Source organism: Knoellia subterranea KCTC 19937 (genome assembly GCF_000768685.1).
GTDB lineage: Bacteria > Actinomycetota > Actinomycetes > Actinomycetales > Dermatophilaceae > Knoellia > Knoellia subterranea.
Map to the genome: position 1 here is coordinate 598,502 of NZ_AVPK01000001.1, position 21,801 is coordinate 620,302.

General features: G+C 68.9%; 22 protein-coding genes. 10 read left to right on the plus strand and 12 right to left on the minus strand.

Annotated elements, in window-relative coordinates; genetic code table 11:
- Nucleotides 1-4: 4 nt before the first annotated feature.
- Nucleotides 5-424 carry a VOC family protein gene (locus N803_RS02750; RefSeq protein WP_035902377.1) on the minus strand — a complete coding sequence of 140 codons (420 nt, stop codon included), beginning with the start codon at nt 422-424 and terminating at the stop codon, nt 5-7.
- A gap of 117 nt (nt 425-541) precedes the next feature.
- On the opposite strand from N803_RS02750, the gene N803_RS02755 reads away from it, so the two are divergent.
- Both N803_RS02755 and N803_RS02760 read left to right on the plus strand, forming a co-directional pair.
- Nucleotides 542-1,042 carry a SigE family RNA polymerase sigma factor gene (locus tag N803_RS02755; RefSeq protein ID WP_035902378.1) on the plus strand — a complete coding sequence of 167 codons (501 nt, stop codon included), beginning with the start codon at nt 542-544 and terminating at the stop codon, nt 1,040-1,042.
- Nucleotides 1,035-2,099, plus strand: a complete 1,065-nt coding sequence (locus N803_RS02760) for a hypothetical protein (RefSeq protein WP_035902379.1) — start codon at nt 1,035-1,037, stop codon at nt 2,097-2,099. The genes N803_RS02755 and N803_RS02760 overlap by 8 nt, the downstream gene beginning before the upstream one ends.
- 73 nt (nt 2,100-2,172) lie before the next feature.
- On the opposite strand, the gene N803_RS02765 is transcribed toward N803_RS02760, so the two are convergent.
- Nucleotides 2,173-2,724: a MaoC family dehydratase gene (locus N803_RS02765; RefSeq protein WP_211253440.1), complete on the minus strand. Its 552-nt coding sequence runs from the start codon at nt 2,722-2,724 to the stop codon at nt 2,173-2,175.
- Between the two features lie 147 nt (nt 2,725-2,871).
- A complete protein-coding gene (locus N803_RS02770) occupies nt 2,872-3,774 on the minus strand; it encodes a type IV toxin-antitoxin system AbiEi family antitoxin domain-containing protein (RefSeq protein WP_035902381.1) in 903 nt (300 codons plus the stop codon).
- Nucleotides 3,775-3,967: 193 nt separating this feature from the next.
- Here N803_RS02770 and glpK point away from each other — a divergent pair, with 193 nt between their 5' ends.
- On the plus strand, nt 3,968-5,482 hold the full coding sequence (gene glpK, locus N803_RS02775; RefSeq protein ID WP_035902383.1) for a glycerol kinase GlpK: 1,515 nt from the start codon (nt 3,968-3,970) through the stop codon (nt 5,480-5,482).
- A gap of 3 nt (nt 5,483-5,485) precedes the next feature.
- Here the strand turns inward: glpK and N803_RS02780 are convergent, their stop codons facing one another.
- Nucleotides 5,486-6,433, minus strand: a complete 948-nt coding sequence (locus tag N803_RS02780) for a serine hydrolase (protein WP_156969632.1) — start codon at nt 6,431-6,433, stop codon at nt 5,486-5,488.
- A 27-nt stretch (nt 6,434-6,460) separates the two neighbouring features.
- Between N803_RS02780 and N803_RS02785 the strand changes: the two genes are divergently transcribed.
- The gene (locus tag N803_RS02785; RefSeq protein ID WP_035902385.1) at nt 6,461-8,179 is read left to right on the plus strand and encodes a glycerol-3-phosphate dehydrogenase/oxidase; all 1,719 of its coding nucleotides are present in this window, start codon (nt 6,461-6,463) and stop codon (nt 8,177-8,179) included.
- 50 nt (nt 8,180-8,229) lie between these two features.
- Here the strand turns inward: N803_RS02785 and N803_RS02790 are convergent, their stop codons facing one another.
- Nucleotides 8,230-9,267 carry a DUF2332 domain-containing protein gene (locus N803_RS02790; RefSeq protein WP_035902388.1) on the minus strand — a complete coding sequence of 346 codons (1,038 nt, stop codon included), beginning with the start codon at nt 9,265-9,267 and terminating at the stop codon, nt 8,230-8,232.
- An 18-nt stretch (nt 9,268-9,285) separates the two neighbouring features.
- On the opposite strand from N803_RS02790, the gene N803_RS02795 reads away from it, so the two are divergent.
- Nucleotides 9,286-10,782, plus strand: a complete 1,497-nt coding sequence (locus N803_RS02795) for an aminopeptidase P family protein (RefSeq protein ID WP_035902389.1) — start codon at nt 9,286-9,288, stop codon at nt 10,780-10,782.
- 12 nt (nt 10,783-10,794) lie between these two features.
- Here the strand turns inward: N803_RS02795 and N803_RS02800 are convergent, their stop codons facing one another.
- The 3 genes from N803_RS02800 to N803_RS02810 form a co-directional block, all read right to left on the minus strand.
- Nucleotides 10,795-11,544: a PIG-L deacetylase family protein gene (locus N803_RS02800; RefSeq protein ID WP_035902719.1), complete on the minus strand. Its 750-nt coding sequence runs from the start codon at nt 11,542-11,544 to the stop codon at nt 10,795-10,797.
- Between the two features lie 10 nt (nt 11,545-11,554).
- Nucleotides 11,555-12,166, minus strand: coding sequence for a YflT domain-containing protein (locus tag N803_RS02805; protein ID WP_052111638.1), 612 nt, complete (start codon nt 12,164-12,166; stop codon nt 11,555-11,557).
- Between the two features lie 192 nt (nt 12,167-12,358).
- The gene (locus N803_RS02810) at nt 12,359-13,555 is read right to left on the minus strand and encodes an acyl-CoA dehydrogenase family protein (RefSeq protein WP_035902390.1); all 1,197 of its coding nucleotides are present in this window, start codon (nt 13,553-13,555) and stop codon (nt 12,359-12,361) included.
- 315 nt (nt 13,556-13,870) lie between these two features.
- Here N803_RS02810 and N803_RS02815 point away from each other — a divergent pair, with 315 nt between their 5' ends.
- Nucleotides 13,871-14,731, plus strand: coding sequence for a serine protein kinase RIO (locus N803_RS02815; protein WP_035902391.1), 861 nt, complete (start codon nt 13,871-13,873; stop codon nt 14,729-14,731).
- Between the two features lie 16 nt (nt 14,732-14,747).
- Here the strand turns inward: N803_RS02815 and N803_RS02820 are convergent, their stop codons facing one another.
- From N803_RS02820 to N803_RS02830, 3 genes are all read right to left on the minus strand, one after another.
- Nucleotides 14,748-15,455 (minus strand): L,D-transpeptidase family protein, encoded by a 708-nt coding sequence (locus tag N803_RS02820; protein ID WP_035902392.1) that lies wholly within the window; start codon nt 15,453-15,455, stop codon nt 14,748-14,750.
- Between the two features lie 115 nt (nt 15,456-15,570).
- The gene (locus tag N803_RS02825) at nt 15,571-16,440 is read right to left on the minus strand and encodes an HpcH/HpaI aldolase/citrate lyase family protein (RefSeq protein WP_035902394.1); all 870 of its coding nucleotides are present in this window, start codon (nt 16,438-16,440) and stop codon (nt 15,571-15,573) included.
- Nucleotides 16,440-17,549 carry an HpcH/HpaI aldolase/citrate lyase family protein gene (locus tag N803_RS02830; protein ID WP_052111640.1) on the minus strand — a complete coding sequence of 370 codons (1,110 nt, stop codon included), beginning with the start codon at nt 17,547-17,549 and terminating at the stop codon, nt 16,440-16,442. Before N803_RS02830 ends, N803_RS02825 begins: the two co-directional genes overlap by 1 nt.
- A 53-nt stretch (nt 17,550-17,602) precedes the next feature.
- Here N803_RS02830 and N803_RS02835 point away from each other — a divergent pair, with 53 nt between their 5' ends.
- From N803_RS02835 to N803_RS02850, 4 genes are read left to right on the plus strand one after another with little or no spacing between them, the layout of a single operon-like run.
- Nucleotides 17,603-18,151 carry a hypothetical protein gene (locus tag N803_RS02835; protein ID WP_245616969.1) on the plus strand — a complete coding sequence of 183 codons (549 nt, stop codon included), beginning with the start codon at nt 17,603-17,605 and terminating at the stop codon, nt 18,149-18,151.
- Nucleotides 18,152-18,173: 22 nt separating this feature from the next.
- Complete coding sequence (locus tag N803_RS02840) at nt 18,174-19,472, plus strand: magnesium transporter MgtE N-terminal domain-containing protein (protein WP_035902727.1); 1,299 nt, start codon at nt 18,174-18,176, stop codon at nt 19,470-19,472.
- Nucleotides 19,465-20,049 (plus strand): DUF1003 domain-containing protein, encoded by a 585-nt coding sequence (locus N803_RS02845; protein WP_035902395.1) that lies wholly within the window; start codon nt 19,465-19,467, stop codon nt 20,047-20,049. Before N803_RS02840 ends, N803_RS02845 begins: the two co-directional genes overlap by 8 nt.
- A 9-nt stretch (nt 20,050-20,058) precedes the next feature.
- Complete coding sequence (locus N803_RS02850) at nt 20,059-21,204, plus strand: Mrp/NBP35 family ATP-binding protein (RefSeq protein ID WP_035902396.1); 1,146 nt, start codon at nt 20,059-20,061, stop codon at nt 21,202-21,204.
- Nucleotides 21,205-21,354: 150 nt separating this feature from the next.
- On the opposite strand, the gene N803_RS02855 is transcribed toward N803_RS02850, so the two are convergent.
- The gene (locus N803_RS02855; protein WP_035902397.1) at nt 21,355-21,786 is read right to left on the minus strand and encodes a twin-arginine translocase TatA/TatE family subunit; all 432 of its coding nucleotides are present in this window, start codon (nt 21,784-21,786) and stop codon (nt 21,355-21,357) included.
- Between the last annotated feature and the right edge of the window lie 15 nt (nt 21,787-21,801).

Here is a 21,801-nt window from a genome sequence, read left to right on the forward strand (position 1 = left end):
GAACTCAGACGATGAGGTGCGCGTAGGGGTCCGGTCGCTCGGCCTCGCTGCGCAGGATGCAGAACTCGTTGCCCTCGGGGTCGAGCATCGTCACCCACCCCGATCCGGCCGGGCGTCCGGGCAGGTCGCGCAGGTCCTGGTGGACCGTCGCACCGTGGGCGAGGAGACGCTCGACCTCCTCGTCCCGGCTTCGGTCGGTGGGGGTGAGGTCGAGATGGAGGCGGTTCTTCACCGACTTGCCCTCGGGGACGTCGATGAAGAGCAGCCGCTGGCGCCCGTCGGGGCTGAAGATCATGCACTCCTCGTGGCCCGGAAGGTTCGGGTCGTTCTGGTCCTCCGACCAGCCGAGCACCTCGCTCCACCAGTGGGACTGGGCGTGGGCGTCGCGGGCGTCGAAGGTCGTGTGCGAGATGCGTGACGTCATGCGCGCAGCCTTGCACTCGGCCGGCTGGCACGGCCACCGAGTTGATGGCACTCAACCTTCCGGGCCGCTTCCCCGTTGAGGGAGTGCCACGATGACGACGAGGGAACGAGGGGTGAGATGGCCGGCAAGCACGACGACGAGTTCACCGCGTTCGCGACGGGAGCTGCGCCGCGACTGCTGCGGACCGCCTGGATGATCTGTGGGAACCCGACGGATGCGGAGGACCTCGTGCAGTCGGCCATGGTCAAGGTCTACCTGCGATGGGGTCGGCTGCGAACCCGCGAGCCGCTCGCCTACGCACGCAGGTGCATCCTCAACGACAACATCGACACCCATCGACGACGCAAGCGCGAGAGCCCTGTCGGGGATTTCCCGGAGCGGGAGCACCTCGATTCCGAACCCGAGGACACGGCACGCCTCGTGTCCCTTCTCGGCCAGCTGCCTCCTCGCGAGCGGCAGGTCGTCGTCCTCCGCCACTACGTCGGGCTGCCCGAGTCCGAGGTGGCCGACCTGCTCGACGTCAGCGTCGGCACCGTCAAAAGCAGCGGCTCCCGTGGCCTCGCCCGACTTCGTGAAGCACTCACAGCCCAGGACCTCAAGGAGGGACACCATGCCTGACTTCGACCACTTCGACGACGCCCGCGTCGTCCGAGACCTCCTGACCGCCACGCCCACGCCGGACCTGCGCTACGACGTCAACGCCACCCTGCGGACCGGTCACCGCGTCCGCACCCGCCGGCGCCTCGCTGCCGCCGGGGGCGGGGTCGTCGCAGCCGGCATCGTCGCCGCCACGCTCGCGCTGTCCGGGGTGCTGCCGACGGACGACGCCCTCCCGTCCGGTCGCAACGACAGCCAGGTTGCCGGCCGGTCCTCGGTCGAGCTGCTCGACTACCGCTACGCCGTCGAGGTCCAGCCGTCAGCAGACGGACAGGTCTCCGTGACGTCCTACTCCGTTGACGCGGGCAAGCGCACCAAGCTGGATTCCTGGTCAGCGAGGCGCGGCGTCGTGTCATTGGCTCCCAAGGACGTCACGGACGGCATTCGGTTCGCGGTCGCTCCTGCCCGCGGACGCACGTTCATGGCCATCGGCCCGAGTGGTCTCATTCCTGCACTGCAGGGGGTGGCCGTACCGCTCCCCGACACGGACCTTCAGGCCGTCGCGTTCCAAGGAGCGGCCAACCTCCCGCCCGGGCTGTCCGGGGAGGTGCAGGACGTCATCTGGACCGACGAGCTGGGCGCCTACGACCAGGACGGCGCGGCCGTGCCAAGTGTCGTGGACCCCCTGACCGGGGAGATGACCTTCGTTGATCCGAAGACCCGCCTCTTCATGGTTCAACGGCCGAACGGAAGCTCCGGCTCCGACTACCCGGAGGGGTCCACCCCCTGGGCCGCGGATGACATGGACTCGAGGACCAACGACATCCAAGTACTGAGCGGCACCTTCGCCATCCCCACGAAGGGTGGTGCGGCCACAGATCTCATCGTGACCTGGAACATCGGCGACACGACGCCAGGCACCCCCGTGGCTCCGAACTCCGGCGAGTGGACCTTCCTCCGAACCGCCCGTTCACAGCCGCCAACGGCGCCCAAGGGCGCGGTCCACCCCACCGCGGTGCAGTGGACAGACGCCTCGGGCACACGCCACACCGAGCCCGTGAAGATGAAGCTGGGCTGACCCGATACGCGAGCGGACGGCATACCGAAAATTCATCGGTATGCCGTCCGCTTGCGTTCTGCGAGAAGGAGACTCAGCTCTCGGCGGGCGCTTCCTGCGCATCCGGCCCGGGCCAGTTCTTGTCCGGCTGCGGGGTCGGGCGGCCGGGCTGCTCGCCGCCACGCGCCTCGAGGTAGTTGTTCTTGGGGACCATGACCTTGCGGCGGAAGATGCAGACGACCTTGCCGTCCTGGTTGTAGCCGATGGTCTCGACGTGGACGACACCACGGTCGTCCTTGGACGTCGACTCCCACTTGTCGAGGACGCGGGTCTCGCCGTAGAGCGTGTCGCCGTGGAACGTCGGCGCGACGTGGCGCAGGCTCTCGATCTCGAGGTTCGCGATGGCCTTGCCGCTGATGTCGGCGACGCTCATGCCGAGCAGGATCGAGTAGACGTAGTTGCCGACGACGACGTTCTTGCCGAACTGCGTCGTCTCCGTGGCGTAATTGACGTCCAGGTGGAGCGGGTGGTGGTTCATGGTCAACAGGCAGAACATGTGGTCGTCGAACTCGGTGACCGTCTTCCCGGGCCAGTGCTTGTAGGTCGCTCCGACCTCGAACTCTTCATAACTGCGTCCGAACTGCATGGCGCCCATCCTCGCGTGTCACGCCGCTGAGCACAGCACCGTTGGCGCGTGCGTTCCCTCACAGGCCCCGGCGCATGACGCGGAAAACGTGGATCGGCCCGGTTGCAACCGGGACCCGTGACGATTTCCGGGAACCGGCAGCCCCGGTCAGGCCGCGAGAGCACGCGTCAGCTTGGCGGCCACGCGCTCTGGGTGCGACAGGTCCGCCCAGACGAGGCGGACGATGGCGTATCCGAGGGCCCGCAGCTCGTCCTCACGCCGCTTCTCGGCGGCGAGCGCGGTGAAGCCCTTTGCCCCGGCGCACTTCTTCAGGCCGTCGAACTCGAGGATGACTCGACCCGCAACGAGGAAATCCACCCTGGCGATGAAGCCGCCGTTGCCGTCGCAGATGGTCACCTGGCTGCGCCACTCGTGCCCGAGATCGTGGAGCAGCAGTCGGGTCCTCGTCTCACCGGGTGACTCGCTCTTGGGGTCCGCGAGTGCGATGAGGTTCTCGCCGAGGGCCTTGCGGTGACTCGGCACGAGCGTGGCGACGGCGTCGCGGACGTCGCTCAGGGTGCACTTCTTCTGCCGTAGTGCGGCGTCCAATGGCACGAGCGCGGCTTCGAGCCCGGAACGAAGGAGGACCTGCACCACCGCATGCTCGATGCTCACGGCGCGAGCGCCATCGATTTTCACGTGTGGCAGTGAGCCCGGCTGAGTGCGCAAACCCGCCGAGAGCCGGACGCGGCCCACCTTCGCCTGAACGTCGACGACGTCCAGGCGCACCCCGTGCAGGGGAAGCCGCCTCAGCGCCAGAGCCGCCTGGTGCGTGGCCACGTCCTCGCCTCGCGTGCGCAGGATGGCAAGGACACGCAAACGCAGGACCTCCTCGTGGTCGGCATCGGTCCACGTGGATGCCAGGACATAGGCGCCCCGCCGCACCCGCACGATCTCGCCGGCGCGCACGAGGCTGCGAAGTTCGGCATCGTCGACGTCGACCGCGTGCGCCTCGGCGGCCGTGAAGACGTCGTGCTGCACGGAGGCGATGGTGAGGAGCCGTGGGTTCATGGACCCATCGTGGCCGTTTCCGCCGACGCGGCATGGGCGTCATCCACAGGCTCGCGCCCGGCCCGCCCCATGACGCGGAAATCGTGGAATGGCCCGGTTGCAACCGGGGCAGTTGACGATTTCCGGACGGGGCTCGCATCCCCGCGCTCGGTCCCGCGCCCGCACACCTCGGAAGGGTCCCTAGGCTGCCGTCATGGCGGACTTCATCGGAGCGGTCGACCAGGGCACGACGAGCACGCGATTCATGGTGTTCGACCATGACGGGGGTGAGGTCGCGCGCCACCAGCTCGAGCACGAACAGGTCCTCCCCCGCGCCGGGTGGGTGGAACACAACCCGCTCGAGATCTGGGACCGCACCCAGACCGTCATCGGCAGCGCCCTGACGAGCGCCGGGCTGTCGTCCAGCGATCTCGCCGCCATCGGCATCACCAACCAGCGCGAGACCGCCATCGTGTGGGACCGCCGCACCGGTCGCCCCTTCCACAACGCGATCGTGTGGCAGGACACCCGGACCGACTCCATCGCCAAGGCCCTCGACGCCGACGGTCGCGGTGACACCATCCGGCACAAGGCCGGGCTGCCCCCGGCGACGTACTTCTCGGCCGGCAAGGTCCAGTGGATCCTCGAGAACGTCGAGGGCGTGCGCGAGGCCGCGGAGCGTGGAGACGCCCTCTTCGGCACCCCGGACACGTGGCTCGTGTGGAACCTGACCGGCGGGCCTCGCGGCGGAATCCACGCCACGGATGTCACCAATGCCAGTCGCACGATGCTCATGGACCTCACGACCCTCGACTGGGACGACGAGCTGCTCGGCTTCTTCGGGATCCCGCGCACGATGCTCCCGGAGATTCACGCGAGCAGTGAGCGGACGGCATACGGAATGACGTCGGGGGAGCGAGGCACCGCCCAGGTGCCGATCACCGGGGTCCTCGGCGACCAGCAGGCGGCGACCGTTGGCCAGGTGTGTTTCGAGCCGGGCGAGGCGAAGAACACCTACGGCACGGGCAACTTCCTCCTGCTCAACACCGGCACCGAGATCGTCCGGAGCAACAACGGGCTGCTGACGACCGTTGCCTATCAATTCGGTTCTGCCGCACCGGTTTACGCACTTGAGGGCTCCATCGCCGTGACCGGCAGCGCGGTGCAGTGGCTGCGTGACCAGCTCGGCATCATCTCCGGTGCGTCCGAGGTCGAGACGCTCGCGGCGCAGGTCGAGGACACGGGCGGCGTCTACTTCGTACCGGCGTTCAGCGGCCTCTTCGCGCCCTATTGGCGGAGCGACGCACGGGGAGCCATCGTCGGACTGTCGCGCTTCAACACCAACGCCCATGTGGCGCGGGCGACGCTCGAGGCGATCTGCTACCAGAGCCGAGACGTGTCCGACGCGATGACCGCCGACTCCGGCGTGCGTCTCGAGACGCTCAAGGTCGACGGCGGCGTCACCGCCAACCGGCTCTGCATGCAGCTCCAGGCCGACATCCTCGGCGTGCCGGTGAGCAAGCCGGTCGTCGCCGAGACGACAGCACTCGGAGCGGCGTATGCCGCGGGGCTGGCGACCGGGTTCTGGTCCGGGACCGAGGAGCTCAAGGAGAAGTGGGCCGAGGCCGAGCGCTGGGAGCCGACGTGGTCGGACGAGCAGCGGACAACCGGGTATGCCGGGTGGCGCAAGGCCGTGGACCGCACCCTTGACTGGGTCGACGTCGACTGACCGTCAGAGCTCGTGGACGAGCGCCTTGTGGACGATGCGGGCCAGGCCGTTGATGGTCTCGCGACCGTAGGCAAAACCTCGCGGGCTGCGGGTCAGGATCGCCATGTGGTAGTCGCGGCGGTCGCCGAAGACGTGACCGATCGAGTTGAGGCGGTAGCCGTCCGCCATGGGCCCCCAGCCGTTCTTGGTCTCGGCGCTGACCTCGCCCGGAAGGGGCCGATCCGCCACGCCCCAGCGCTGTGAGGAGATGACGCCGGACATGAGGTCACGGATGTAGTAGCGGTCGCCGTCGTCGATGATGGGCCGGCCCGCCGTGGTGCGCGTGATGGGTGCCGCGTGAACCGCCCCGAGGAGCGTGACCCAGTCCCCCGGGTTCGTGGTGCTGTAGCCCCACCAGTTGGCGGTGCCGGCAGCACCACCGCCCCGGACGGTCGTGTTGGTCAGGCCCAACAGCTGCGCCGACTCCGCCACGTGCTCGGTCCCCACCCACTCGAGAAGCGAATCCGTCGCCACGTTGTCGCTGCGCTGGATCATCCGGCGGGCAGACGTGTGTTGCTGTTCGGTGAGGGCTTCGCCGGTCTCGTGGCACTTGCGCAGGACCGACACGAGGATGAGGACCTTGATGGTGCTCAGCGTCTCGTTCGTGAAGGGCTGCCACTCGAACGTCTGCAGGTTGCGGAGGTCGCGCACCGCAAGGCCCTGGACCCCACCCCGCTTGGCCCGGTAGGCGTCGAGTTCGGTGGTGAGCGCGACCGTGTCGACCTTGGGGATGGTCGGCGTGGGTGAGGGTGTGGGGGTGGCGACCGCAGGTGTGGTGGTGCTGGGTGCCCCCGACGCAGCCCCCGCCGGAGCGTCCTGCGAGCCGTGCTCGCGCAGCATGAAGCCGCCCCCCACCAGCGCGAGCGTCGCACCGGCGAGAACTCGACGGGAGACGTGTCGCGACTCAGGCATGACCACGAGGGTAATGCTCGGCCCCCTATGCTCGAAGTCGTGAGCCTCTCCCCCGCCGCACGCCACGCCACCCTCGAACGGCTCCGGTCCGGTGAGGAGTTGGACGTCCTCGTCGTCGGAGGCGGTGTCGTCGGGTGCGGTGCGGCACTCGATGCGGTGACACGTGGGCTGTCGACGGGCCTCATCGAGGCACGCGACTACGCGAGCGGGACGAGTTCACGATCGAGCAAGCTCATCCACGGCGGTCTGCGTTACCTCGAGATGCTCGACTTCGGCCTCGTCCACGAGGCACTCCAGGAGCGGCGACTCCTCCTCACGACCATCGCGCCCCACCTCGTGCGACCGGTCCCGTTCATGTATCCGCTGAAGAAACCGGCGTGGGAGCGCTTCTATGTCGGATCCGGCATCGCGCTCTATGACGGCCTGGCCTTCGGAGTGCGCCAGCAGGCCGGCCTTCCCCGCCACCGCCACCTCGGCAAGAAGGCGGCCCTTCGACTCATGCCGAGTCTGCGCCCGTCGGCCCTCACGGGTGCGATCCAGTATCACGACGCTCAGGTCGACGACGCCCGCTTCGTCCTCGAGCTCGCCCGGACGGCAGCGATGCACGGAGCACACGTGGTCAACCGGGTGGCCGCCGTGAGCATGCTGCGCTCCGACGACGGGTCACGAATCGTCGGGGTGCGTGCGCGCGACCACCGCACCGGCGAGGAATTCGACATCCGGGCGCGACGGGTCATCGCCGCGGCCGGAGTGTGGACCGACGAGATCCAGTCGATGCTCGGCGAGGACGGACCGCTCAAGGTGCGGGCGAGCAAGGGCATCCACCTCGTCGTCCCCCGCGACCGGATCACTTCCGAGACCGGCGTCATCCTGCGCACCGACAAGTCGGTCCTCTTCATCATCCCGTGGGACGAGCACTGGATCATCGGGACGACCGACACCGAGTGGAGCCTGGACAAGGCTCACCCCGCGGCGACATCCGCGGACATCGACTACCTCCTCGACACGGTGAACGCCGTCCTCGTCACCCCCCTGACGCGGGCCGACATCGACGGTGTGTATGCCGGTCTGCGCCCGCTCATCTCCGGCGACAAGGACGACGACACGACCAAGCTGTCGCGCGAACATGTCGTCGCCACACCGGTTCCCGGACTGACGCTCGTCGCCGGCGGCAAGTACACGACCTATCGGATCATGGCCAAGGACGCGGTCGACGAGGCGGTCAAGGATTGGGAGTCCGAGGTCGCGGAGTCATCCACCGACAAGGTGCCTCTCGCGGGCGCGATCGGATGGGAGTGGCTCAGTGAGCGCCCACAGATCCTCGCCCGCTCGGCCGGAATCGACCAGGAGCACATCGAGACGCTCCTCGAGCGCTACGGCACCCTGACCAAGGAGCTCATCGCGCTCATCAACGCGGAGCCCGGGCTCGGCGAACTCCTGCCCGGCGGTGAGACGCACCTCAAGGTCGAGGTCGTCTATGCGGCCGCGACGGAGGGTGCGGTCCATCTGACCGACATCCTCACCCGGCGGACCCGGATCTCGATCGAGGCCCGCGACCGAGGGCTCACGGCCGCTCCGCATGCCGCGGCTCTGGCTGCTCCGATCCTCGGGTGGGACGAGGCCCGGGTCGCGCAGGAACTCGACATCTATCACCGTCGGGTCGAGGCGGAGATGTCGAGCCAGACGATGCCGGACGACGAGAGCGCGGATCAGGCCCGTCGCCTCGCGCCCGACGCCGCCCTCTGAGAGGTGTCCCCAACCCGGGAATTGCGTGAGTTGGGCACGAGGGTCGAGGCCTATGTGGCGAGTTCCAGGGGTGGGCCGTGGTGGGTGCACCAGCCGATGACGTCGTCGTCGACCTCGATCTGAGGGCGCCACCACCCCTCGGTCGGCAGTGGGTCCGGGTCCTCGAGCGCGACCCGCGCGAGCGGCATCCGCGCCCGCGCCTCGTCGACCGCCGCGAGCATTGCGTCGTATTCGGCGCGCGGCCAGTACTGCCGCGTGATCGAGTGCCAGACCACGGTGAGTACGTCATCGGCGGCCGGCCGATCGACCTGGTCCCGCACCCACTCGGCGCCGCCGGCGCGATCGACGGTCACCGGAGTCCCGCGCAGCGTCTCGAGGGCACCGCGCAGCCGCGCGTCCCGCTCCGGCATGTGCGGCCAGATGAAAGAGCGCAGGTATGCCGCCCCCTCACCTGTCGTCGCATCGAACGGTGCGAGGTCGCAGCCTCTGCGTTCGAGGACCTCGAACTCCTCCGGAACGAAGCCCGGCGCCTCGCAGCCATCCAGCACGAGCGGCGCATCGACGGGCCCTGCGGTCCAACCGTCACCGACGAACCGGTAGCGGTCGACGAGCAGTCCCAGCCCGGCCGACGCACCGGGCTCGAGCAGCCGAATCTGACGAATTCCGTTGCGGCGCAACGCTTCTGACAGTCCAGCCAAGAGGGCGACAGTCCGACCGACCTCGTTGGTCTGCGGTGCCACGTCAAGGCCCTCCCGCAACTCGGCCACGTGCGAACGCAGGACGGGCTCCAGAGCCGGCCACACGGCATACACATCCGGCGCAGCCGAACCACCCGCAGAGGGATAGAACTCCGCGAGCTCGGGAGCGTCCCCACGCAGGACGATCCGGTGGATGCCCGCGAGCAGTCGAAGCTGCACCATGTCCCCCGGCGACGCATCCTCATGTCCGGCGAGAATCTCGCGCACGACTCCCCCGCGGTCCCAGTCGTCCGCCAGCACTTGCACGAGTACGCCATAGAGGTGCTCCGTGCGCCCGCTGAAGTGGTTGCGCATGCGCTGGCCGATATCGGCTCCGTCGTAGGCAGTCACGCATGTCACGATAGAGCGGTGAGCGAAGAGCAGAAGCAGGCAGAGAACCGGGCCCGTCCGACGACCGAGGAGTTCCGCGGTTTCGTCCGCGAGGACTGGGCCGAGCGCCGACCTCAGGCCGACGCCCAGTCGCCCGTCGCTCCGTATGCCGCAGCTCGTCGTGCGCTCGTGAGCGCCGCATTCCCGAAGCAGCGGCTCATCGTGCCCGCCGGCGGTCTCAAGGTCCGCAGCAACGACACGGACTACGTCTTCCGCCCGCACAGCGCGTTCGCGCACCTCACCGGCCTCGGCGCCGACCGTGAGCCGGACGCGGTGCTCGTCCTCGAGCCGACCGACGACGGGCACGAGGCGATGCTCTATTTCCGCCCCCTCGGCGAGCGCGACAGCGACGAGTTCTTCGCCGATGCTCGCTACGGCGAGTTCTGGGTCGGGGCACGTCCCAGCCTGGCCGACATCGAGCTCGAGCTCGGCCTCACCGCGAAGCACATCGATGAGTTCGAGGCCGCCGCGGCCAAGGACGCCGGTGAGATCACCGTGCGTCTGGTCCGTGACGCCGACAAGGACCTCACGGCCGTTCTCGACACGGCCCGCGTCGAGAACGGCGCCACCGAGGAGACCTTCGTCGAGCAGGACGACTCGCTGGCGCACGCCCTGTCCGTGCTCCGCCTGACCAAGGACGAGTACGAGATCGAGCAGATGCGTGAGGCCGTCGCCGGCACGCACGTCGGGTTCGAGGCCGTCATCGCCGAGCTCGAGCGAGCCGTAGAACTGGGTCGCGGTGAGCGCTGGATCGAGGGCATCTTCGGTCTCCACGCCCGCCATCAGGGCAACGGCGTCGGCTACGACTCGATCTGTGCGGCTGGCGACCACGCCAACACGCTGCACTGGATCCGCAACACCGGCGAGGTCACCGACGGCGAGCTCGTCCTCCTCGATGCGGGTGTCGAGGTCGATTCCCTCTACACCGCCGACATCACCCGCACCCTCCCCGTGTCCGGAACCTTCACGGACGCGCAGCGCGAGATCTACGACGCGGTGTATGCCGCGCAGGAGGCCGGGATCGCGGCGGCCCAGCCGGGGGCGAAGTTCTCGGACATCCACGCCGCAGCGATTCGCGTCATTGCCGAGCACCTCCACGCGTGGGGTCTGCTCCCCGAGGGCGTCACCGTCGAGGACACCCTCGACACCGAGCACGGCCAGTACCACCGCCGCTGGATGGTCCACGGCACCTCGCACCACCTCGGCATCGATGTCCACGACTGCGCCCTCGCGACCCGCACTGAGTACATGGACGCCGAGCTGCAGCCGGGCATGGTCCTCACGGTCGAGCCGGGCCTCTACTTCAAGGCCGACGACCTCAAGGTCCCTGAGCGGTTCCGGGGCATCGGCGTGCGCATCGAGGACGACATCGTCATCACGCCGGACGGCAACGAGAACCTCTCGGCCGCCATGCCGCGCAGCAGCGCCGACGTCGAGAAGTGGATCGCCGAGATCCGCGAGGAGACCGCCGACTGACCCACCCCCGACTCAGCGGCGGTTGACGACGTCGAGGGCGAGCGCGTGCGTGACGCCCTCGACGTTCGCGGCCTTCGCGCCCATCTCGAGGATCATCGGCACCAGCTGCGCCGGCTTGGGGAAGTCGTCCGGAAGAGCAGAGTTGTATGCCGCGTGCTCCTCGAGCGATGCGACCGCCACCTCGACCTTGTCCCCGACGTCGACGTAGTGGGTCGGCGTCATCGGCCCGGCGAAGGCCAGCACCTTGACGTGCCACGGCTCGAAGCCCTCGTCGACGAGTTCCGGGAAGATCCACCGGTTGCCCGCATCGGCGACCGCGTCCGCGCAGGCCAGACCCACGGCCCGATGGTCGGCCTGGTTGAGCATGCCGCCGACGAACCGGTTGCCGTAGTCGCCCGTGATGACGAGGTCGGGGCGGCGGCGCCGGATCTCGCGGGCGATGTCGCGGCGCAGGGCGAGGGAGTACTCGACATTGCCGTCCCGGTGGGTGCCGAAGTCGACCTCGGTCACGCCGACGACCGCGGCACTGGCTCGCTCCTCCGCCTCCCGGACGGCGCCTGCCTCGTCGGGGTGCATCGTGTCGATGCCCGCCTCCCCGCGCGTGAGCAGGAAGTAGGTCACGGTCTTGCCCGCCTCAGTCCACTTCGCGACGGCAGCGGCGGTGCCGTACTCGATGTCGTCAGGGTGGGCGACGACGCACAGCACCGACTCGAAGTCCTCGGGAAACAGTTCCAGCGCAGGCGCGTTCGATACAGAGTCCATGCCGCCCACGCTAGACCTGATGCGGTGGCGCGGGCGGCTCGTTCGAGTGAGTCTGCTGGGTCGAAGCAGTCGCCTGCGCCGCCACGTCGCGCATCCGCTGCGCCTCGGCCTGGGCCGCGGCCATCGGGTCCATCTGGGCGAGCAGCTCACGCCCGCGGGCGGCGAACTTGTGCTCCGTCAGCACTTCGTACTTCGTCGCGACGACCTGCGTGATCGACGTGAAGTCGCGCTGTCCGCCGGTGAACGAGTAGCCGACGAGCGCCCAGATCGCGCCGAACACGGCACCGAAGATCACCGTCGCCACGACGGATGTCCACGAGAACCCGCTCGTGTCGAACAGCGCGAAGATCATGCCGATGAGCAGACCGAGCCACGCACCCGACAGCAGTCCGCCGAGGAGGATTCGGCCTCGCGTCAGACGCCCGGTGACCCGCTCCAACTGCTTGAGGTCCGTGCCGACGATGAGCAGGTTCTGCACCGGGAAGTCGTGGTCGGAGAGGTAGTCGACGGCCTTCTGCGCGCTGGCATAGGTGTCATGGACGCCGAGCGACATCGGGTACTCGAGGGACAGGACCTGAGCGGCAGCTGCCGGCCCGAGGCCACGCGTCGGTTGGGTGCTCATGCCCTCAGTCTCCCACCCGCGACTGGACGTTCGCTGGAAGGCAACTGACCGGCATACCTGCGTGTGCAGCGGCGCACACGTCTGCGCCGGTCGCGCGACCGGCGCAGACCGTGGTGACCGGCGCAGCCATACCTGCACCGGTCAACAACAACTGCGCCGGTCGTGCGACCGGCAAGCTGTTTGTCCCAGGACTCAGCCCTTGAGTGCGTAGTCCTTGAGCAGGCTGCGGCCGATGATCATCTTCTGGATGTCGGACGTGCCCTCGCCGATGAGCATGAACTTGACCTCGCGCATGAGGCGCTCGATCTCGTACTCCTTGGAGTAGCCGTAGCCGCCGTGGATGCGGAAGGAGTCCTCGACGACCTCGTTGGCGTACTCGCTCGCGAGCATCTTGGCCATGCCGGCCTCGACGTCCATCCGCTGGCCGGTGTCCTTGAGGCGCGCGGCGCGGACCATCATCGCGTGGATGGTCTCGACCTTCGTGGCCATCTCGGCGAGGCGGAAGAGGACCGCCTGGTGCTCGGCGATGACCTTGCCGAACGTCTTGCGCTGCTGCGCGTAGGCGATGCCGAGCTCGAAGCCGCGGATCGCCAGACCGCAGGCGCGGGCGGCGACGTTGACGCGGCCGACCTCGACGCCGTCCATCATCTGGAAGAAGCCCTTGCCCGGCTCGCCGCCGAGGATCTGGTCGGCGCTGATGCGGTGCCCGTCGAGGATGAGCTCGGTCGTCTCGACGCCCTTGTAGCCCATCTTCTCGAGCTTGCCGGGGACGGTGACGCCCTGAGCGGTCTCGCCGAAGCCGGCTTCCTTCTCGACGAGGAAGGTCGTCATGTTCTTGTAGACGCTGTCGGCGCCCTCGTCGGTCTTGACGAGCAGGGCGACGAGGGTCGAGGTGGCGCCGTTGGTCAGCCACATCTTCTGGCCGGTGATCGAGTAGCCGTCGTCCGTCTTCGTCGCCTTGGTCGAGACGGCGGAGACATCGGAGCCGAGACCGGGCTCGGACATCGAGAACGCACCACGGACCTCGCCGGTCGCCATGCGCGGCAGGTACTTCTGCTTCTGCTCCTCGGTGCCGTGCTGCATGAGCAGGTAGGCCACGATGAAGTGCGTGTTGATGACACCGGAGACGCTCATCCAGCCACGCGCGATCTCCTCGACGACGAGGGCGTAGGTCAGCAGCGACTCGCCGAGTCCTCCGAACTCCTCGGGGATGGTCAGGCCGAAGACACCGAGCTCCTTGAGCCCGTCGACGATCTCCTGCGGGTACTCGTCGGCGTGCTCGAGCTCCTGGGCGGCGGGGATGATCTGCTCATCCACGAAGACCTTGACGGCCTTCAGGATCTCGGACTGCTCCTCGGTGAGGCCCTCGGTCTGGGCGAGACGTGCCATGCGTGAATGCCACCTTCATGAGTGTGGGAAAGACCTTTGTTGAGTATGCCGTCCGCCCACCTCACGCTGTACCCGCTCGGCGCGTGATTCCCCCCACGCGAGGGCCCCACCGCGGGCGGTTAATTCGTTGGCGAGAGGGCTGCGAGGTGTGTCACGCTGGGAGGCGAGCACCCGGCATACGCCGTCGTGCCCCGAGATCGAACCCGTCCGCGCGATGCACGAGCATCCCGCCGAGCAGAAGGAGGCGTGACATGTCCACGACTGTCCTGGGCCTTTCCCGCGCCCACACCCTTCTCTCGACGGAGTTCACCTGTCATGCAGTTTGCACACGACCTTCCCGAGGCCGCGGCTGAGCCGCTCCTCGTCCGCAGCACCAACGCCGACGTCCCCTCAGAGGGCGATCGGTGGTCCAGTTGGGACGGTGCCATGCACGGTCCCAAGCCTCGACCCGATTGGGTCATCACCACCCTCGGCGCCGTCGAGGAGGACCTCGGAGTCCTCAAGACCGGCAAGGAGGCCGACGTCCACCTGATCCGACGCTGGGTGCCCGACGGCACCACCGCTCCGGTCCAGGACAGCCTCCTCGCCGCCAAGCGCTACCGCGGCGCCGAGAACCGGCTGTTCCACCGGGACAGCGGCTACCTCGATGGCCGACGCGTCCGCAAGACGCGCGACATGCGGGCCATGCAGCGCCGCACGGAGTACGGCCGGGCCCTCATCGCCGGGCAGTGGGCCTTCGCCGAGTTCGAGGCGCTGGCGAAACTGTGGGAGCTGGGCCTGCCCGTGCCCTATCCCGTGCAGCTCGACGACGCCGAGATGCTCATGGAGTTCTTCGGCACCGGGCGCGAGGCAGCGCCCCGGCTCGTCCAGACCAAGCCCGGACCCGACCTGCTCGAGGAGCTGTTCGAGCAGTTCCGTCACGTCGTCCTCACTCTGGCCGGCGAGGGATGGGCACACGGTGACCTGTCGCCCTACAACGTCCTCGTGCACGACGATCGGCTCGTCGTCATCGACTGGCCGCAGATCGTCGACGTCGTGGGGAACCCCCACGGGTTCGAGTTCCTCGAGCGGGACGTGCGCGTGATGTGCGAGTGGTTCCAGCGCCGCGGACTCGAGGTCGACACGAACGAGGTCTTCGGGGACGTGGCGGCCGTGGCCGCCGGCAGCAGCTGGTGACGCCGCCGGGGTGGTTTCAGTAGAGGTAGACCCGTCGGCCCATGGCCACGCGACCCTCGGCCCAGAGCATGTCCTGGGCGGCCGTGCTGACCCGGCAGCAGCCGTGCGACGCGGGGTAGGGCGGAATGGACTGCGACCCGTGGATGGCGAAGTCGCCCTTCCAGTAGGTCGGGCGCCACATCGCGCCGAGCGAGCCGTTCTGCCAACCGTTGGGCCAGCGGTACCAGATGTTGTAGCTGCCGGAGGGCGTGCGCGCCGTCTTCCAGCTGCCGCCCGAGTAATAGCGCTCGCCGCTGCCCGTGCTCGTGTTGAGGACGTAACGCAGCGAGCCGTTGTCGATGACGAAGAGCAGCTGACGCTTGAGGTCGACCTCGAGCACGTTGCCCGACGTCGAGCGGGGGCGCGTCCGGCTCCCACGCTCGAGGAGGGCACGCTCGGCTGCGGCGACCTTGCCCGTGGGCGACACCCCGCCGACTTTCTGGAGGGCCCAGACGGCCTGCTGGGTCAGGTGCCCGAAGTTTCCGTCGGGGGTGCCCAGCCAGTACTTGAGCTGGACGAGTCGCTTCTGCAGCGCGAGCACGTCGGCACCGGTGTGCCCACGCTCGAGCGTGCGGACGGCGGCCTGGGCTCCGGGTGCTGCCACCACGCCCGAGAGGGCCGCGGCGCCGAGTCCGAAGCCCGCGGCGAGCGCAGACCGACGGTTGACGAGTTCGTTGTTGTGCATGATCCCTGCCCTTCGCGCTGGCCCCTGTGGCCCGCAACCCCGTGTACCGATGTTGACGCGCGTGGACGTGTCACAGGTTGCATGTTCAGCGCAAGAAAAGTTCGCTGGGCGAAGCCTAGCGGGTGGAGATCACCTCGTGAACCGCCAGAACGCGCCGGGCGATGTCGACGTGGAGGTTCTCGACCATGCGCCCGTTGTGGGTGACGACGCCGCTGCCGGCGCCGGCCTCCCACGCCTCGAGGATCCCGCGGGCGTCTGCGACGGCCTCCTCGCTCGGCGCGAAGATCGCGTTGCAGGGCTCGACCTGCCCCGGGTGGATGAGGGTCTTGCCGTCGAAGCCGAAGTCACGACCCTGGACGCACTCGGCCTCGAATCCCTCGGCGTTCTTCACGTCGTTGTAGACGCCGTCGAGGATGGCGATCCCCGCCTCGCGCGCCGCGAGGAGCGAGAGCTGGAGCGAGGTGAGCAGTGGCCCGCGACCGGGGACGTGGTCGGCGCGCAACTCCTTGACGAGGTCATTGGTCCCCATGACGAGGACGGCGAGTCGCGGTGAGGCAGAAGCGATCTCACGGACGTTGAAGATCGCCTCGGGCGTCTCGATCATCGCCCAGAGCTTCGTGTGCTCCGGCGCACCGGCAGCCTCGAGGGCAGCCACGAGCGAGCGCACCTCGTCGGCCGAACCGACCTTGGGGACGACGACGCCGGCCGGGCCCGCGGCCGCCGCAGCAGCGAGGTCCGCGTCGTGCCACTGGGTGCCGATGCCGTTGATCCGGATCGTCACCTCACGCTGGCCGTACTCACCCGAAGCCGCTGCGGCACAGGCGTTCTCGCGCGCAGACTCCTTGTGGTCGGGACCAACGGCGTCCTCGAGGTCGAGGATGAGTCCGTCGACCGGGAGGGTCTTGGCCTTCTCCAGCGCGCGCTCGTTCGAGCTCGGCATGTAGAGGACGGAACGACGAGGCGTGTATGCCGCCTGCTCCCCCATCAGGACGCCTCACCTTCGGTGCCGGTCGCCTCGGTGCCGGTCGCCTCGGAAGGTGACGGGACGGCATACAGGCTGGCAAGTTCGGGGTCGTTCGCGGAGAGACGCTCGGCGAGTTCGAGGATGACGAGGCACTGCTTGAGCGAGGCGTCGTCCTCCATCTTGCCGTCGAGCATGACCGCGCCGGTGCCGTCGCCCATGGCCTCCTTGACGCGGCGCGCGTGCGCGACGTCCTCGGCGGAGGGGCTGAAGACCCGCTTGGCGATGTCGACCTGCACCGGGTGCAGCGACCACGTGCCGACGCAACCGAGGAGGAAGGCGTTGCGGAACTGGTCCTCGCACGCGACGACGTCCTTGATGTCGCCGAAGGGGCCGTAGTACGGGAAGATCCCGTGCATCGCGCAGGCGTCGACCATGCGGGCGATCGTGTAGTGCCAGAGGTCCTGCTGGTAGGTCCTGCGGTCGCCCTCGATGTTGCCGTCGATGGGGTCCTGACGGACGAGGTAGCCCGGGTGACCGCCACCGACGCGCGTCGTCTTCATCCGGCGATCAGCAGCGAGGTCGGCCGGGCCGAGGCTGATGCCCTGCATGCGCGGGGACGCACCGGCGATCTCCTCGACGTTGGCCATGCCGCGGGCGGTCTCGAGGATGGCGTGGACGAGGATCGGGCGCTTCAGGCCGGCGCGCGCCTCGAGCTGGGCGAGGATCCGGTCGACGTAATGGATGTCCTCGGGGCCCTGCACCTTGGGCACCATGATGACGTCGAGCTTGTCGCCGATCTCGGTGACGAGGGTGATGAGGTCGTCCAGGACCCACGGGCTGTCGAGGCTGTTGATGCGCGTCCACAGCTGCGTGCTGTCACCGAAGTCGGTCGCCTTCGCGATGTCGACGAGTCCCTGGCGGGCGGCCTCCTTGCGGTCGGCCTTGACGGCGTCCTCGAGGTTGCCGAGCAGGACGTCAACGGTGCCGACCATCCCGGGGACCTTGGCGGCCATCTTCTCGTTGCTGGGGTCGAAGAAGTGGATCATCCGGCTGGGGCGGGCCGGGACCTCACGCACGGGTGCCGGAGCACCCACCGCGAGGGGGCCGAAGAAGTCCTTGGGTGAGCGCATGGGCCGGACGGTAGCAGTGCGCGAGGCCGGGGCGTTATGAGACAGTTCACGCCGTGAGTGGTTCGCCCGGCCCGGCCCCCGAACATGCCGCAATCAATGTCACGCGCCTCCTCGCCGAGGCCGCGAGCAAGTCCGGCGTGCTCTGGATCGAGGTGCCCGACAAGGGAACCCACGCGGTCTGGTTCGTCTGGCACGACGATGAGGACCCACGCGGCACCGGCCCGGCGGCCTACGTCGTCTCGGGCCCCGGCGAACAGACCCTGCCCTTCCTGCCCGATGAGGTCACGGTCATCTTCCGCTCCAAGGACACCGGCGGTCGGCTGCTCCGACTGCGTGCCACCGTGCGGACACTCGACCCCACGCAACCCGGCTGGGACGAGGCGGCCGACGTGCTCCGCGCCGACCGGCTCAACGCGACCGGCGACGTCCTCGCCAGGTGGCGCGAAGGCGCGACGCTCCACGTCCTCTCACCACACGGCATACCGGACGAAGGACCGGGAACGTATGCCGCGGAGTCGGGGCGCGTGACCGTGTCACCTGCGCGCGGCACGACGGCGCGCTGGCGACCGTGGCACTGGCGTGGCCGAGGCGGGACCGCGTGAGGCCACGGCTACCCTGAGCCGTGTGAGCACGAGTTCCCGCGTCTTCGTCGGCCGATTGGCCGAGCTCGCCGTGTTCGACCCCCTGGGCGACCCCGTGGGTCGGGTCCGGGACGTCGTCGTGACCTTCAGCGCCCAGCGCGCCCGACCCCGCGTCATCGGCCTCGTCGTCGAGGTGCCCGGGCGCCGACGGGTCTTCGTGCCGATGACCCGCGTGACGTCGGTCGACGGCGGTCAGGTCATCACGACCGGACTCGTCAACATGCGCCGGTTCGAGCAACGACCCAACGAGACCCTCGTGCTCGCCGAGCTGATCGAGCGCAAGGTGCGCGCCCGCGACGAGCAGGGCGAAACGGTCGACGCCACGGTCGAGGACATCGGTCTGGAGCAGAACCACGCCCGCAGCTGGTCGGTGACGCGCGTGTTCGTGCGCCGGACATCGACACGCAGCTCGCTCAGTCGGCTCGGACGTCGCCGCGGTGAGACCTTCGTCGTGCCGGTCGAGGACGTCTCCGGACTGCGTGACACGACCGACGAGCAGAGTGCTGCCCGCCTCCTCGAGCACTACGAGGACCTCAAGCCGGCCGACCTCGCCGAGGCGATCCACGACCTGCCCGTGAAGCGGCGCGCCGAGGTGGCCGCAGCCCTCGCCGACGACCAGCTCGCCGACGTCCTCGAGGAGCTCCCCGAGGACGAGCAGGTCGAACTCATCGCCGGCCTCGACAACGACCGCGTTGCCGACGTCCTCGAGGCCATGGAGCCCGACGACGCCGCCGACCTCCTCGCCGAGCTCCCCACGGCCCGCCAGGAGGAGCTCCTCGAACTCATGGAGCCCGACGAGGCGGCCGACCTGCGCCGACTCCTCACCTACGACGAGGACACCGCCGGCGGTCTCATGACGACCGAGCCCGTCATCCTCGGCCCCGACGCCTCCATCGCCGAGGCGCTCGCCGTCGTTCGCCGCCAGGAACTGTCCACGACGATGGCGTGCACGGTCTTCGTGTGCCGCCCACCGCTCGAGACCCCGACGGGCAAGTTCCTCGGGATGGTCCACATCCAGCGCCTGTTGCGTGAACCCCCGCACGCCGCAGTCGGAACGATCCTCGACAAGGACGTCGAGCCGGTCTCGACCGAGGCCACGGTCGGACAGGTGACCCGTCTGCTCGCCACCTACGACCTCGTCGCCCTGCCCGTCGTCGACGAGAACGGGCTCCTCGTCGGGGCCGTCACCGTCGACGACGTCCTCGACCACCTGCTGCCGGACGACTGGCGCGAGGACCGCCACGAGGTCACCGGGTCACACGAGGTGATCCCGCATGGCTGAGCGCCGCGAGCGCAGCTCGCGCCTCGACCAGCCGCGCGAGGCCCGCCGCCAGTTCCTCACCCGCCCCGAAGCCTTCACGGAGGAGGCGTTCGGGGTTCTCTCGGAGAAGTTCGCCCGCTTCATGGGGACGGCCTACTTCCTCATCGGCATGACCGTCTTCGTCGTCGTCTGGGTGCTGTGGAACCTCCTCGCGCCGCGCGCCTGGCGCTTCGACGACTACCCGTTCATCTTCCTCACGCTCATGCTCAGCCTCCAGGCCTCGTATGCCGCGCCGCTGATCCTCCTCGCCCAGAACCGGCAGGCCGACCGCGACCGCGTCATGCTCGAACAGGACCGCACCCGCGACGAGCGCAACCTCGCCGACACCGAGTTCCTCACTCGCGAGGTGGCGGCGCTGCGCATCGCCATGCGCGACTCGGCGACCCGTGACTTCGTCCGCGGCGAACTGCGCGACCTGCTCGACGAGATGGAGGAGCGTGGCCTCGTCGTCACCCGTCGCGTCGACCTCGACGACAGTGACGCGTCAGACAGCCCCAAGGCCCGGACCGATGAGGGTGGATCCGCGCAGGCGACTTAGCATGGAGCAATGTCTGTCACTGCTGCACCCGTGAGTGACGAGGCGCTGCGCGCCGCGCTCGCGACGGTCAACGACCCCGAGATCCGCAAGCCCATCACCGAGCTCGGGATGGTCGAGTCGGTCGAGTGTGACGACACCGGCCGCGTGGCGGTGACGATCCTCCTGACGATCGCCGGCTGCCCCCTCAAGGACACCCTGACCAAGGACACGACCGCTGCCCTCCTGAAGGTCGACGGAGTCACCGCGGTCGACGTCACGCTGGGCGTGATGTCCGACGAGCAGCGGGCCGAACTGCGCACGAACCTCCGCGGCGGCGCTGCCGAGAAGGAGATCCCCTTCGCCAAGCCCGGCAGCCTGACGCGCGTGTATGCCGTGGCGTCCGGAAAGGGCGGTGTCGGCAAGTCCTCCGTGACTGCAAACCTCGCTGCCGCACTCGCCGAGCAGGGCCTCAAGGTCGGCGTCGTCGACGCCGACATCTACGGCTTCTCCATTCCCCGCATGCTCGGGGTCGAGCACAAGCCGACCCAGGTCGACGAGATGATCCTCCCGCCCATCTCGCACGACGTGAAGGTCATCTCGATCGGCATGTTCGTGCCGGGCAACCAGCCCGTCGTGTGGCGTGGCCCGATGCTCCACCGTGCGTTGCAGCAGTTCCTCGCCGACGTCTTCTGGGGCGACCTCGACGTCCTCCTGCTCGACCTCCCGCCGGGCACGGGTGACATCGCCATCTCGGTGGCCCAGCTCATCCCGGGCGCGGAGATCCTCGTCGTGACCACGCCCCAGCAGGCCGCCGCCGAGGTGGCCGAGCGCGCCGGCGCCATCGCCGTGCAGACCCACCAGCGCGTCGCCGGCGTCATCGAGAACATGTCGTGGCTCGAGCTCCCGGACGGCTCCCGCCAGGAGATCTTCGGCGCCGGTGGCGGTCAGACGGTCGCCGACTCCCTGACCCGCAGCATCGGTGCGCCCGTGCCGCTCCTGGGGCAGATCCCCCTCGACACGACCCTGCGCGTCGGCGCCGACCAGGGTATGCCGGTCGTCCTCGGCGAACCCACCTCCCCGGCCGCCGTCGCCCTCCGCGGCATCGCCCGCGAGCTCGGCACCCGCAGCCGAGGCCTCGCTGGCCGCTCGCTGGGACTCACCCCCTCAGGTCGCTGAGGGCTCCATCCCCTCTGGCGAGGGAGATGGTGGGATGCACGCTCAGTCGCTCCTTCGTCGCGAACGCGCGCACCCCACCATCTTCCTCACCAGTTCGGTGTCCGCTCGACGTCCCGTGAGGCGCAGACGGTCGCTCCCGGGTCAGGGGGCTCAGGTCGCGTCGACGTCGTAGGGCGTGGGGCGCAGCGGGTCCCAGCTGCGCGAGTCCGAGCTGAGGTGTGCCGTGGACGCATCGAACGCCGGAACCGCGTCGGTGGAGGCGTTGGTGGCGGCATCGGTTCGGCCGATGCTCTTCGCGCTCGACTTGAGGTCGGTGACGGTTTCCTCAAGGGGCTCGACGAGGGCCTCGCGCACGATGCGACGGGGGTCGTACTGACGGGGGTCGTACTGACGCCAGTTGATGTCGTCGTAGTCCGGACCGAGTTGATCCTTGAGCTGCCCCTTGGCGCCCTCGGCCATGACCCGGGCCTTCTTGATGAACTGGGCCAGTTTCTGCGCGTACTCCGGCAGTCGGTCGGGACCCAGCACGAAGACGGCGATGAGGGCAAGGAGCACAAACTCCCAGCCGTTGATGCCGATCACGCGTCGTCCTCCTGG

What these genes read in the sequence shown, in the direction of transcription:
- N803_RS02760 (WP_035902379.1), top strand. Translation starts at nt 1,035, where the DNA reads ATGCCTGACTTCGACCACTTCGACGACGCCCGCGTCGTCCGAGACCTC.
- N803_RS02830 (WP_052111640.1), bottom strand. Translation starts at nt 17,549, where the DNA reads ATGCGCTCACCCAAGGACTTCTTCGGCCCCCTCGCGGTGGGTGCTCCG.
- N803_RS02820 (WP_035902392.1), bottom strand. Translation starts at nt 15,455, where the DNA reads ATGCACAACAACGAACTCGTCAACCGTCGGTCTGCGCTCGCCGCGGGC.
- N803_RS02755 (WP_035902378.1), top strand. Translation starts at nt 542, where the DNA reads ATGGCCGGCAAGCACGACGACGAGTTCACCGCGTTCGCGACGGGAGCT.
- N803_RS02800 (WP_035902719.1), bottom strand. Translation starts at nt 11,544, where the DNA reads ATGGACTCTGTATCGAACGCGCCTGCGCTGGAACTGTTTCCCGAGGAC.
- N803_RS02770 (WP_035902381.1), bottom strand. Translation starts at nt 3,774, where the DNA reads ATGAACCCACGGCTCCTCACCATCGCCTCCGTGCAGCACGACGTCTTC.
- N803_RS02825 (WP_035902394.1), bottom strand. Translation starts at nt 16,440, where the DNA reads ATGGGGGAGCAGGCGGCATACACGCCTCGTCGTTCCGTCCTCTACATG.
- glpK (WP_035902383.1), top strand. Translation starts at nt 3,968, where the DNA reads ATGGCGGACTTCATCGGAGCGGTCGACCAGGGCACGACGAGCACGCGA.
- N803_RS02810 (WP_035902390.1), bottom strand. Translation starts at nt 13,555, where the DNA reads ATGGCACGTCTCGCCCAGACCGAGGGCCTCACCGAGGAGCAGTCCGAG.
- N803_RS02850 (WP_035902396.1), top strand. Translation starts at nt 20,059, where the DNA reads ATGTCTGTCACTGCTGCACCCGTGAGTGACGAGGCGCTGCGCGCCGCG.
- N803_RS02845 (WP_035902395.1), top strand. Translation starts at nt 19,465, where the DNA reads ATGGCTGAGCGCCGCGAGCGCAGCTCGCGCCTCGACCAGCCGCGCGAG.
- N803_RS02805 (WP_052111638.1), bottom strand. Translation starts at nt 12,166, where the DNA reads ATGAGCACCCAACCGACGCGTGGCCTCGGGCCGGCAGCTGCCGCTCAG.
- N803_RS02785 (WP_035902385.1), top strand. Translation starts at nt 6,461, where the DNA reads ATGCTCGAAGTCGTGAGCCTCTCCCCCGCCGCACGCCACGCCACCCTC.
- N803_RS02780 (WP_156969632.1), bottom strand. Translation starts at nt 6,433, where the DNA reads ATGCCTGAGTCGCGACACGTCTCCCGTCGAGTTCTCGCCGGTGCGACG.
- N803_RS02815 (WP_035902391.1), top strand. Translation starts at nt 13,871, where the DNA reads ATGCAGTTTGCACACGACCTTCCCGAGGCCGCGGCTGAGCCGCTCCTC.
- N803_RS02750 (WP_035902377.1), bottom strand. Translation starts at nt 424, where the DNA reads ATGACGTCACGCATCTCGCACACGACCTTCGACGCCCGCGACGCCCAC.
- N803_RS02765 (WP_211253440.1), bottom strand. Translation starts at nt 2,724, where the DNA reads ATGCAGTTCGGACGCAGTTATGAAGAGTTCGAGGTCGGAGCGACCTAC.